Below are 12,275 nucleotides of genomic sequence, written 5' to 3'. Positions count from 1 at the left end.
CCCTACATTATTCTATTTTTGTAAAAAAATAAGTTTATGGTCGTTGTTTCCTATAATGTGAATGGCATTAGAGCCGCATTAAGAAAAGAATTTATCACTTGGTTGACGCATGCAAATCCAGATGTGGTTTGTCTGCAAGAAATTAAAGCCAATCCAGAGCAATTTGATGAAAAAGTGTTTCATGAAATTGGTTATAAATATTGCTATTGGTATCCTGCACAAAAAAAAGGCTATAGCGGCGTGGCGATTTTAAGTAAAACCGAACCTAATAATGTGGTTTACGGAACAGGAATCGATTATATGGATTTTGAGGGAAGAAGCATACGAGCAGATTTTGACGAGGTATCGGTGATGAGTTTGTACTTGCCTTCGGGGACCAATATGGACCGGTTGGAGTTTAAGCTTACATTTATGGATGATTTTCAAACCTACATTAATCAGTTGACGCAAGAGATTCCTAATTTGGTGATTTCTGGAGATTATAACATTTGCCATGAAGCCATAGACATTCACGATCCTGTGCGTTTAAAGAATGTGTCTGGATTTTTACCGGTAGAAAGAACTTGGTTAAGCGGGTTTTTAGAAAGCGGATTCACGGATTCTTTTAGACATCTAAATCCGGAGCGGGTAGAATATTCTTGGTGGAGTTATAGAGCCAATGCCAGAGCAAATAATAAAGGCTGGCGACTAGATTATCATTTAGTGAGCGCTCCCTTACAAGAAAAAATAAAAAGAGCCGTTATCTTACCAGAAGCAAAACACAGCGATCATTGTCCTGTTTTGGTTGAAATCAATTAAACTCATTACCTATGCAAAAGAAATTTTTTATACTTCCGGCACTTATTTTATGCCTTGGGGTTTCTTGCGTTCCTGCCAAGAAATTAGCCGATCTTGAAGATCAATATTCCGAACTTGAAAATAGAAATAGTGTTTTAGAAAGTAGATTAGCCGATTGCCGAGAGGAAAAAACACAAACGGGGCAAAACTTTAAAGATTTAAGCCTCTCCAATGAAAATCTAAAACAAGAAATTAAGGAGTTAAAAAATGAGTTAGGTTTAAAAACCAACAACCTGAATCAACTCCAAGATTCTTACAACGCTTTAGAATCTAACAGTTCTGCTAATCTCGCCGAAAACTCTAAACGCAATCGCGAACTTTTAGCTCAATTAGAGAAAAAAGAAAAGGCCTTGGCCAATGAACAGCAACGACTAGAAAAACTTAAAAAAGATTTGGATTCGCGTTCGCAACGGGTGGACGAATTAGAAAGTTTAATCGCCGCTAAAGATGCCAAGATGCAAGCTTTGAAAAAGAGTGTTTCTAATGCCTTAATGAATTTTGAAGGCAAAGGTTTAACCGTAGAGCAACGCAATGGAAAAGTATATGTCTCTATGGAAAACAAACTCTTATTTAGCAGCGGAAGCTGGGCTGTAGGAACCCAAGGACAACAAGCGGTAAGACAATTGGCTAAAGTTTTAGGAGAAAACCCAGATATTAATGTCTTGATAGAAGGCCATACAGATAATGTGCCTTACGGCGGAAATGGAGTCTTTAAAGACAATTGGGACCTTTCTACCAAAAGAGCTACTTCCATTGTGCATTTATTACAACAAAATACGAAGATCAACGCCAAACGCTTAACCGCTGCCGGACGTGGAGAATATGCTCCTATCGCACCAAATACTTCGGTGACAGGAAAAGCGAAAAATAGACGTATTGAAGTGATTTTAACGCCGCAATACGATGAGCTTTCCCGTTTGTTAACCGACGAGCAATAGGAATTACGAAAAGCTAGGGAAACGAGCGAGGAATCTTTTGAGAAGTCTTTGGATGAAAGCATGAAGACATTTCGACTCCCTGCCCGTTCCATTCTGGCCCGCCCGCCAGAATGAGTTCTTTCGTGGCGCTCAATGTGGCAAGTTGTCTGGAACGACAAAATATTTTTTTAGTCCTTCAGAAGAAAACATGAGATTTCTACTTCGTAGAAATTGTAAATGTTAGGACTAAATATAAGAAACAGATGCTAAAACAATCTCACCTAAATAAATCCACTTCGGGCAGATTCAGTATGACAGGAGAAAAAACTCTTCGACTATCGCTCAGTGTGATAAGACAAGCGAAGTACAAGAACCCTCTAAAGAAGTTTTAGAGGGTTTTTAAACATAAGGCTAATTCTAAGAAGCTATCGCTTTAGGGTAAAATGAGATTTAAAAATCCTTTCATTTCCTTTATAAGTGAACACCACTTTAAACCAATAATCATTAGAAGGTAAGTTTTTACCGTTTAAAGTACCATCCCATCCTCTTTTTCTAGGACTAAGCGTAGTGATTAATTTCCCGAATCTATCAAAAATATAAACTTGAGCTTCAGGATATTCTCTTAGGTCTTTGATGTTCCAAAAATCATTTATTCCGTCGGTATTAGGCGTAAAGAACTTAGGGTATTTTATCACTTCTACTTCTTCTACAACTTCCCCACAACTACCTTCTACTCCGCGGACTCGCACCGTGTGGACACCTGGAGTTACATCATAAAACTCGTTGTTTTGTTGAAACTGTCCATTATCTAATTGATATTCTAACTCACCAATTACACCCTGTACAATAACTTCTATCACGGCTATATCTTCAAAAGGCTCGGTGACGTTAATATCTATAATAGGCTCGCTCGATTCGGCTATAGTAACTGTCGTGGTTTCATAACCACAATCTGAAGCTGAGATAGGGTTTAGAACAATACTTTCAACCGTATATTCTCCGGGCTGAGTTACTTCATAGTTCTCTCCCGTATGCACTAAAGTTTCGTTTAAATACCAATAAACTTCAAACTCACTTTCTGACAATCCCGATGCTAAAAAGACGGGAGAAATCACTTCTCCGGTTTCAGGATTTTTACAAATTACACCGCCGTCTATTTGAAGAGCTAACAAAGGATAAATAGTAATTACTATCGTTTTTTCTACCACACATGATGGGTTTCCTTCCGCGGAAGCGTAAATATAAATTGTATAAGTTCCCGGCTCATTAAAGAAGAGTTCTTCTGGAGTTAATAAATCTTGCTGATTGGGAGAACTATAGAAATTGACTTCTGCATTTGCAACGCTAATCGTTGATAGGTCGTAACTACTACAAGTTTCGATATCTTGAAATTCATCTAGATTGGGCATAGGGATAACTTCTATTTGGAAAGTTTCCTCGCTTTCACAAGCAAAACGGTCTGTAGTTATTGCATACACAAAGATTTCTTGTGAAGTAGTAATTGTAAGTCCCGCTTGAAGCATATCACCTTCTCCTCCACTTTCAGTATAGTAATTCCCTGCTTGTAAAGGTGGTAAAACATAAGCATCACAAGCCTCTACATCTTCAAAATTCCCCAAATCAATACCATTTATATAAACCGTAAACGAATTTTGATTATCACAGGTATCAAGTTGCGGCCAGCTGTTATAAATGAATATCTGCTGCGTGGTATTGATAAAATCTCCTTCTTGTAATTGCTGACCCATTCCGTTAGCTTCTGTATAGAAGCTTCCCTCAGTTAAAGGAGGCAATTCGTAGGGATCACACGAGTAAATATCAGTAAAATCTTCAATGGGAGGTAATGCCAGTACCTCTACCATAAAGCTAGTTTCATTGCTACAAGAGTTTTCTAGATTATTAATATAAATCGTAGTCGTTTCCGCGACAGCGTCACCTTCAAAAAGTTGATCCCCTCCTCTATTAGTCGCTGTAAAGTAGTCCCCATTTGCTATATTAGGCAATACATAAAGATTGTCTTCACACGCCAATACATCATTAAGACTATCTACTTGCGGAATAGGATTGACCTCTAAATGGAATTGTTCATTTTCTGTACAGTTGGGACTCGTGGTTGTTTCTACAAAATAAAAAACGTCTTGCGAGCTCGAGATAACTTCTCCCTCTGGTATAGAATCTCCGTTTCCTCCTGCCTCTGTAAAATAGCCTCCTACTTCTAGGTTGGGCAAAGTGTAAGTCCCACAAATATTAAGGTCTTGAAAATCTGGAGTAATCCATACCTGAAACGTGTGCTGGTTGGTACAACTCCCATCGTCATTAAAAACATAAAGAGTTTGGGAGTTAGTAATCTCATCTCCTGGAGACAATTGATTTCCTCCTCCGTTTGGTTGTGTAAAATAAGTTCCGTTTTGCAAAACTGGCAATACATGTGAAGTACAAGTCACCACCTCTGCAGGTTCATCTACTAAGGGTAGAGGCAGTATAGTGATAGGAAAAACTTCTTCTTTACAAAAAACGCCGTCTATTTCTACATATAAATAGATAATTTGATTGGTCGTAAAAATAGTCCCCGGATCAATGATTTCTCCACTTCCATAAGGTCCATCTAGTTCCGTATAAAAATCTCCTGCTGGCGGGGAAGGAACTTCCATTTTTTCGCAATATTCTTCTTCAATAGTATATAGCTCCATTAAAGTTACGGTGAAACTAATCTGATTAGAGCAGCCATTGGCATCTGGACCGCTATAAATAAAATAGGTTCCCTCCTCATCAATCACGTCTCCAGCAAACATCATATCTCCCGTCCCTTGCGAACCTGTATAGTAATTTCCATATGTAATTGGCGGTAAAGTATATTCACTACATTCAATTATGTTTTCAAATGGATTTAATAAAGGCAAAGAATTTACAATAATTTCAAAGTTTCCTATCTGAGAACACTCAGGCATATCGCTATTTTCTACCCTCATCCAAATTGTCTGTGAATTATTGCTAATTGTAGGAACATAGTTTTCTGCATCTAAAATCGGCTCAGCATTAGTTTCTGCTTCGATATAAGATTCGTAGAAGTAGAAATTATAATCGTTAGCATTGGCAACAATATCTGAATTGTTTTGATTTAAATCTACTACAAAATTCATACTAGGCGTTTCGCATAATTGAATATTTGGTGGGGTTAAAACAATAGGGTCATTAACCAATAGTTTAAAATTGTATACCGCATCACAATACAAATTAGTATCTAAAGAGATTAATTTGATATAAATAGTTTGGTTTGCTTGTCCGTTATAATTAGGAAGTTGATCCTCAGGAATCGGATTATTGATATTTAGATCTTGTTGAGAAGCATAGTACACTATTTCGTATGCACCTGCAGAAATCTCCAAATTCTGGTAAGAATTATCTAACAGATTAAAGGTATAATTTCCTAATGCATCATAACAAACCCTTAGGTCTTCTGGTGCTTGAGTAGAAGTTTCCGTAAAGATAATTTCATCAGTTAATTCACAACCCGAAATGTTATCTGAAACCACAACACTGTAAGTAGCAGGAGTGGAAACCGTTAACGAATTTCCGTTTTCTCCTGGAATTACAGCTCCATTCATTCTCCAAGTATGAGAATAGTTTTGAGTGCTTAAACCAGTGGAAATAGTCTTTTCACTTCCCTGACAAAAGCTGGTATCTGCTCCTAAATTAACATTGGTATCAAAGCTTCCTGCGGAAAGAAAAATTGCAGAATCAAATTCTGAATCATTAGAATCTCCTATCACCAATCTAATTCTATACGTATTACCTGGGGTTATTACCGCTGAAGCATTCATCACCTTCGTATAGCCTCGCATATTCACCGTAGATAGTGCAGGCTCATCTACATTGTACACATCAAACAAAGAAGCATTGTTTGAACTACACGAATTATTGTAGGAACGATCTTTAATATTCTTAACAGAAACTGGCGTTTGGGTTCCTGGAACTAGCGCAAGATTGGTAGTTTCTCCTGTAGTCAAATCGGTCAACACAAAAGCAAAAACATCACTAGACACACATTGCCACATTCCATATTCATTGGAAGCAAATAAAAAGTCGAAACTAAATTTTTTTGATAACGGTGTAAACTCGAACTCAAGAAAGGCAACATCAGTAATGTCTGTGTTTTGTCCCGAGGCATTGTTTAATTCTTCTAGATAGGAACTACTATTGGTATTCTCTTGAGAACTCAAATTGTTCCCAGTATAGATACCTGCTGTATAACTTGCATTCCCACTTCTTATAATAATTCCTTCTGAAATTGGAAAAGCCCCAGAGTTATTATTAAAATAAGAAATTGATTGCAGCGAAGAAACCAAGCTATTTGTAACATTAGCACAGGCATTATCTAGTAAAATATTTACTAATTCTCCAGTAGTATTGTTTTGATCAACACTTATACTTTGTCCAATACCAACATAGGGAATTAGAAATAACAAGGGGTAAAGCAACTTCTTCATAGACATCTAACATTACAATCTCGATAAATATAAACGATAAAACGTAACTTTTAAGAGGTAAAGTGTAAAAGCCTTACTTTTCTATGCTAAGGGTTATTAGTTGAAAAAGATAAACACTTAACCTAAACGTATGCAAATATATGGTTCGCAGATTAAAAGAATAGAAGTGAAAAGGGTTTATTTAATAATTTTTTCCATCGCCTCTATGGTGATAGGCTTGGTAAGGTAAGCTTTTACCAGATCGCACGAAGCGACCTTTAATTGATCACTTTCTGAAATGGAAGAGGTAGAAACGTAAATTTCGGGAGATGTGCTGTTATTAGTAATTAATTCTTGATACCGCTCAATAAACTCCCATCCATCCATTTTGGGCATATTAAGATCTAAAAATATCATATCGAAAGAAGAATCTTTCTGTTTAAAAAACTCCATCGCTTCCTCTCCATTATGAAACGAGTGGACTGTGACTTCTTTATTTACAATATGGATTATTTTCTTTAAAAGAAATTGATATATTTTATCATCATCTATTATACATATCTTCATAGCCTAATTAAAAAAATAAATTAAATACACTTCCTTTTCCCAATTCGCTTTGAACAGTAATTTTACCTCCTAGGGCTTCCATTTGGCCTTTGCTAATAAATAACCCTAAACCTCTAGACTCAGTATCTTTTGAAAATGTTTTATACATTCCAAATAATTTTTCGCCATTTTTCTCAAGGTCAATGCCTATCCCATTGTCTTTAATTTTTAATACAGGACGGTCTTTTAGTACTAAGTAATCTATAAGGATTGTAGAAATGCGGTCTGGGTGTTTATACCTAATTGCATTAGAAATAAAGTTAAGCAAAATACTTTCAAAATAGGCCGGGTTGAAACTAATTTTTATTTCTGCAGGCACATTGATGAGAATTTTTACATTTTTTTGGGATATCTCTACTTGTAGAACTTCTAGAACGCGTTGTATGTATTTTCTAACTAAAATACTCTCTATAAATATGCTGGTATTATTTTGAATATTAATGACATCATTTAAATCAAACAATGTGTCATCTAATGCCTGGGAGACAGAACTCAACATACCAAACATTTCTTTCTGTTCCTCTGCATGATCCATATCTAAAAGCAAATAAATTAAAGATTGAATGTTACTTGCATGCGATCTTAAGTTATGAGATACAATATAAGAAAAATTAATCAAGCGTTGATTTTGTTTCAAAACCATGTCATAAGACTGATTCAGCTCTTCTTTAATTCTTTTTTCACCGCTTATGTCAATAAGAGTTCCTTTTAGCTTTATTACTCTACCCTCTTTGTTTATCTCATTTTCTAAATGTCCCATCACGAAGATAAGACTACCATCTGGAGCTAAAATTTTTGCTTCATAAGGTGAACTACTTCCCCCATCTAATAGTGTCTTTAATTTACTTATATAGCGTTGAACATCTGAAGGGTGAACCTTTGAAAGCACAAACTCTCCTGTCAACTTGGTGTCATTTGCCACTCTATAAATCTCATACATGGTTTTAGTCCATAAAATCTCGTTCGTATCTATATTCCATTCCCAATACCCCAATTGGGCAATATGAGCAGCCATTTCCATCCTAGATTTTAATTCTTTTAAAGCAGATTGAGTTTTATTTCTTTCGGTAACATCTTCAATAATAAAAATATAGGTAGGTGTATCTATGTGTTTCAAGCAAGTAATTGCCATCCTCATGTTATTTTTGTCTCCCCCCTTTTTTATAAAATCAGTTTCTAACTTCCCCCCGCTTTCTAACAAGGTTTTCAAATCTTCTGGCTGTTGACAAATAGCATCAAAAGTAATCCCGTGTATTTCTTCTAGGCTATAGCCCAACTTGTTTAAAAAGTGTTCATTTGCAGTAATAAACTTATGATTATTCGCAGCGATGTGCACAATTCCAATAGGAGCTCGATTAAAAATTGTCTTAAATCTTTGTTCAGAGTTTAAAAGTTTAACGGCCTGATCATCTACTTTTTGTTGTAGTTTTAAAAAATTGGCAGTAAACCAGCCAATCACTATTGAAAATAAGAACGCTGCAACAGTTAAAGACAATAAAGGTAAGAGTAAGTGGTCTTTATTTTTTGAATATATATAAATATTCCAGTCACCATCTTCTATATAAACTTTATGAGAACTACTAGAGTCAAAGGCATTCTCTTGTCCATAATAGAAAGCTTCTTGAGAAGAGTTTTTGTATACTTTAGAGAGTTTAAAATCAAATCCTTTTTTAGAAAATTTATTAATTCCAGCATTTTCAATAAAATCTTTCTTATTGATAAGAACTACAGAAAAACCCCAAAACTCATTTTTAATAAAAATAGGGAGCCTACCTACCACTGCCTCTCCTCCTTGTATTAGATTTATAGGCCCTGCAAAATGCATGTTTTTATCGATTATTGCTTTTTTCGCTTCATCATTTAATTTTGAATCTTTAAGTATATTTAATTTTAAAGCTTTTCGATTGGGCACATAAGGATAGACATGAGATATGATTCCATTAGGCACTAGTTGCAAACTACTAATCGTAGTGCTTGAAGAAAGAATCTTTTCTGCAACCTTATTAAAATTTTCTGGCTCACCTTTGTCGTTGATGGTCAAGGCTAAAGTTAAAGCTGCCATATAACCACTTTTAAAAGACTGCTCTATATTTTGTTCTACAAAGGATAATACTTCCGCCTCTTTTTCATTTTCTTGATCTTGAGAAAGAGAATATTCTTGATAAATAATAAAAGAAAAAACTAATAAAACAGCAAAGAAGACGGCAAAACCAGTAATCTTAGGACGATTAATAAACCAAGAGAAAAATACATTTAATTTATTGCTCATCGATAGGAGAAATTTCTTAAGCTATAACTTGATATAATAGACCATTTATACAAAAGTTTCGTAAGTATGTTGAATAGGAATTCTATAAATATATCATTTTTTTTAGCTTAACCTTCTCTCGCTTAATATAATTTCAATACCTTCCTCCTAAGAACACTGAAAAATAGCGCTTCGTCTCAAGATAAAAATTTATGAAAATTGTTTTAAGCTTTATGCTCTTCACCTCTTCTTTTTGTATGGCACAACAAGAATTTCAGCAAGCTTTACAAAAATATAATGAGGAGAGTATCCCCTACATTAAGGTAAAAGAACTTCATCAAGAACTAGAAAAACCTAATTTGATAAGTATTCTTGATGCCCGTAAAGTAGAGGAATATCAAGTAAGCCACCTGCCTAACGCCATTTTTGCAGGTGATAAAGAATTTGATATTCAGCAGGTTCAAAAAAGAATGTCTTCTAAAACTTTATCCATTATCGTCTATTGTACCATTGGAGTCCGATCAGAAAAAATAGCAAAGAAGCTAAAAGAAGCAGGCTATCACCAGGTAAAAAATTTATACGGAGGCATTTTAGAATGGAAAAATAAAGGCTACAAACTCTACAACCTCCAATCTAAACCTACCGATAGCGTTCATACCTACAATAAAAAATGGAGCCGTTACTTACATCAAGGAAAACCCGTATTTTAAATGTCTAAAAACTTATTACTACTCTTTACTAGACACCCAGAATTGGGAAAATGTAAAACCCGTCTTGCCCAAAAAATCGGAGATCAAAAAGCCTTAGAAGTGTATTCTTATTTGCTTCAACACACGGCGAATGTCACCAAAAATATAAATGCAGAAAAGCAAGTTTGGTATGCCACCCAACCCTTAGAAAATGATATTTGGAACCCTAGATATTATACGAAAAAGGCTCAGCAAGGTGAAAATTTAGGAGCACGTATGGCTTACGCTTTCGCGGAAGGCTTTCAAAAAGGCTACAATAAAATTCTCATTCTAGGCAGCGATTTAATAGATCTCAACGCAGCACGCGTTGAAGATGCGTTTACAAAGCTGGATGAAACCGATTTCGTGTTAGGCCCTGCAGAAGATGGTGGTTATTATTTATTAGGCATGAAAAGCTTCCGTAAAGAAATTTTTGAAAATAAAAATTGGAGCACTCCCAGCGTATTTAACGATACCTTAAGCAGTATGGGAGATAAATCTGTAACTTTGTTGGAGACACTTAACGATATTGACGAATATGAAGATATGCAAAAGCACCCCACACTAATGAATTTATTATAATATGCAACACATAGAAGAAACCACCAATTATTTAAAACAAAAAGGATTTGAAAATCCCGAAATAGGAATTATTTTAGGAACTGGCTTAGGAAAGCTATTAGAGGAAATGGAAATCACTCATGAAGTGAGCTACAACCACATTCCTCATTTTCCTACCGCTACGGTAGAATTCCATAAAGGAAAACTTATTTACGGAATTATTGAAGGAAAAAAAGCAGTCGTCATGCAAGGTAGATTTCATTACTACGAAGGTTACAGCCTAAAAGATGTGACGTTTCCCGTAAGAATTATGCATCAATTAGGCGTTAAAAAATTATTGGTTTCCAATGCTTCGGGCGCCATTAACCTCAACTTTAAAAAAGGAGAGCTCATGCTTATTAATGATCATATCAATTTATTAGGCGATTCTCCTCTCGCGTTTAAAGGCGTTTCTAAATACGGAGAGCGCTTTGTAGATATGAGCGAGCCTTACGATAAAAAAATGAGCGATAAGCTGCGTCACATCGCCAAAGAAAATAACATTCCTTTGCACGATGGCGTATATGCTTCCGTGGTGGGGCCTCAATTAGAAACCAAAGCAGAATATCGGTATTTAAAAATTATTGGCGCCGATGCCGTTGGAATGAGCACCGTACCCGAAATTATTGTCGCCAATCACCTCAACTTACCCGTGATAGCAGTTTCGGTATTGACAGATGAATGTGATCCAGAGCATTTAGAGCCTGTGAACATTAAAGAGATTATGGCTATGGCCGCAAAGGCTGAACCTCATATGATTCAACTTTTTAAAGAATTGATAAAAGATTTATAAGTGATGAGCTATTTAGAAACTACTAAAAACGTTTATAAAGATGCAGCACTTAGCCCAGATGTAGGTTTATGCTGTACCACCAATCCTGTTTGGGAATTACCGGGCTTAAAAATCCCGAAAATTATGCAAGAAATGAACTACGGCTGTGGCAGTACCGTTCATGCAAGAGATTTAGCCAACCAACCCAAAACATTATATGTTGGTGTGGGTGGCGGAATGGAGCTTTTACAATTTGCGTACTTTTCTAGACAAGAACAAGGCGTAATTGGGATTGATGTGGTAGATGAAATGCTGGAAGCTTCTCGCAAAAATTTTAAGGAAGCCAAGGAAGTTAATCCTTGGTTCAAGTCGGGATTTGTAGATTTACGTAAAGGAGATGCGTTAAATTTACCTGTAGAAGATGAAAGTATTGATGTTGCCGCTCAAAATTGCTTATTCAATATTTTTAAAACTGAAGAACTTAAAATGGCGATTGCCGAAATGTATCGTGTGCTAAAGCCTCACGGAAGATTGGTCATGAGCGATCCTATTTGTGAGCAAGAAATGAATGATACTTTACGGAATGACGAACGTTTGCGTGCCCTTTGCTTAAGCGGAAGCCTTCCCTTAAAAGAATATGTAAAAATGCTTACTGATGCTGGTTTTGGAACCATAGAAATAAGAGCCAAGAAACCCTATCGAATTTTAGATCCCAAAAACTATCCTACAGACGAGCTTATCTATATTGAAAGTATAGAAGTGGCTGCCATTAAGGACCCTATGCCCAAAGACGGACCTTGTATTTTTACGGGAAAAGCAGCTATTTATTACGGTGATGAAGATTTTTTTGATGATAAAGAAGGGCACATTTTACTTAAAAATCAGCCTATCGCCATTTGTGACAAAACAACTGAGGCTTTAAAAAGCTTAGATAGAGATGATATTTTCTTCAGTGAATCTACGTATCATTATGATGGTGGCGGTTGCTGTTAGAAAGTTTTCAAACCAAACAGTTTAAAATAAAAAGCCTTTTCAATTTCTTGAAAAGGCTTTCTTATTTTGCTTCCGTAAAGCTTAGTTTTTATATCAATTTGAATACGT

Annotated in this window: 9 protein-coding genes; 6 read left to right on the top strand and 3 right to left on the bottom strand. The window is 35.8% G+C overall.

The window, feature by feature from the left end; all coding sequences use genetic code 11:
- Window positions 1-36 precede the first annotated feature (36 nt).
- Both RBU60_RS01800 and RBU60_RS01795 read left to right on the top strand, forming a co-directional pair.
- Window positions 37-798: an exodeoxyribonuclease III gene (locus tag RBU60_RS01800; protein ID WP_308862909.1), complete on the top strand. Its 762-nt coding sequence runs from the start codon at window positions 37-39 to the stop codon at window positions 796-798.
- An 11-nt stretch (window positions 799-809) separates the two neighbouring features.
- Window positions 810-1,775 (top strand): OmpA/MotB family protein, encoded by a 966-nt coding sequence (locus RBU60_RS01795; RefSeq protein WP_308862908.1) that lies wholly within the window; start codon window positions 810-812, stop codon window positions 1,773-1,775.
- A 404-nt stretch (window positions 1,776-2,179) separates the two neighbouring features.
- Here the strand turns inward: RBU60_RS01795 and RBU60_RS01790 are convergent, their stop codons facing one another.
- The 3 genes from RBU60_RS01790 to RBU60_RS01780 all read right to left on the bottom strand — a co-directional run bounded on the left by RBU60_RS01790 (window position 2,180) and on the right by RBU60_RS01780 (window position 9,095).
- The gene (locus RBU60_RS01790; RefSeq protein WP_308862907.1) at window positions 2,180-6,241 is read right to left on the bottom strand and encodes a T9SS type B sorting domain-containing protein; all 4,062 of its coding nucleotides are present in this window, start codon (window positions 6,239-6,241) and stop codon (window positions 2,180-2,182) included.
- A gap of 177 nt (window positions 6,242-6,418) precedes the next feature.
- Window positions 6,419-6,787, bottom strand: a complete 369-nt coding sequence (locus RBU60_RS01785; RefSeq protein WP_308862906.1) for a response regulator — start codon at window positions 6,785-6,787, stop codon at window positions 6,419-6,421.
- 7 nt (window positions 6,788-6,794) lie between these two features.
- Window positions 6,795-9,095, bottom strand: coding sequence for an ATP-binding protein (locus RBU60_RS01780; protein WP_308862905.1), 2,301 nt, complete (start codon window positions 9,093-9,095; stop codon window positions 6,795-6,797).
- Window positions 9,096-9,286: 191 nt separating this feature from the next.
- On the opposite strand from RBU60_RS01780, the gene RBU60_RS01775 reads away from it, so the two are divergent.
- From RBU60_RS01775 to arsM, 4 genes are read left to right on the top strand one after another with little or no spacing between them, the layout of a single operon-like run.
- Window positions 9,287-9,784, top strand: coding sequence for a rhodanese-like domain-containing protein (locus RBU60_RS01775; protein WP_308862904.1), 498 nt, complete (start codon window positions 9,287-9,289; stop codon window positions 9,782-9,784).
- Complete coding sequence (locus RBU60_RS01770) at window positions 9,785-10,384, top strand: TIGR04282 family arsenosugar biosynthesis glycosyltransferase (protein ID WP_308862903.1); 600 nt, start codon at window positions 9,785-9,787, stop codon at window positions 10,382-10,384. It abuts the gene before it with no gap.
- Window position 10,385: 1 nt separating this feature from the next.
- Complete coding sequence (locus tag RBU60_RS01765; RefSeq protein ID WP_308862902.1) at window positions 10,386-11,195, top strand: purine-nucleoside phosphorylase; 810 nt, start codon at window positions 10,386-10,388, stop codon at window positions 11,193-11,195.
- Between the two features lie 3 nt (window positions 11,196-11,198).
- Window positions 11,199-12,167 (top strand): arsenosugar biosynthesis arsenite methyltransferase ArsM, encoded by a 969-nt coding sequence (gene arsM / locus RBU60_RS01760; RefSeq protein ID WP_308862901.1) that lies wholly within the window; start codon window positions 11,199-11,201, stop codon window positions 12,165-12,167.
- Window positions 12,168-12,275 lie beyond the last annotated feature (108 nt).

Origin of the sequence: Mesonia profundi, assembly GCF_031085155.1 — a bacterium.
Taxonomy (GTDB): Bacteria; Bacteroidota; Bacteroidia; order Flavobacteriales; family Flavobacteriaceae; genus Mesonia; species Mesonia profundi.
This window is presented reverse-complemented; position numbering and strand designations above follow the sequence as displayed.

Coding starts and splice junctions, on each gene's coding strand:
- RBU60_RS01785 (WP_308862906.1), bottom strand. CDS start 6,787: ATGAAGATATGTATAATAGATGATGATAAAATATATCAATTTCTTTTA.
- RBU60_RS01765 (WP_308862902.1), top strand. CDS start 10,386: ATGCAACACATAGAAGAAACCACCAATTATTTAAAACAAAAAGGATTT.
- RBU60_RS01800 (WP_308862909.1), top strand. CDS start 37: ATGGTCGTTGTTTCCTATAATGTGAATGGCATTAGAGCCGCATTAAGA.
- RBU60_RS01775 (WP_308862904.1), top strand. CDS start 9,287: ATGAAAATTGTTTTAAGCTTTATGCTCTTCACCTCTTCTTTTTGTATG.
- RBU60_RS01790 (WP_308862907.1), bottom strand. CDS start 6,241: ATGAAGAAGTTGCTTTACCCCTTGTTATTTCTAATTCCCTATGTTGGT.
- RBU60_RS01780 (WP_308862905.1), bottom strand. CDS start 9,095: ATGAGCAATAAATTAAATGTATTTTTCTCTTGGTTTATTAATCGTCCT.
- arsM (WP_308862901.1), top strand. CDS start 11,199: ATGAGCTATTTAGAAACTACTAAAAACGTTTATAAAGATGCAGCACTT.
- RBU60_RS01795 (WP_308862908.1), top strand. CDS start 810: ATGCAAAAGAAATTTTTTATACTTCCGGCACTTATTTTATGCCTTGGG.
- RBU60_RS01770 (WP_308862903.1), top strand. CDS start 9,785: ATGTCTAAAAACTTATTACTACTCTTTACTAGACACCCAGAATTGGGA.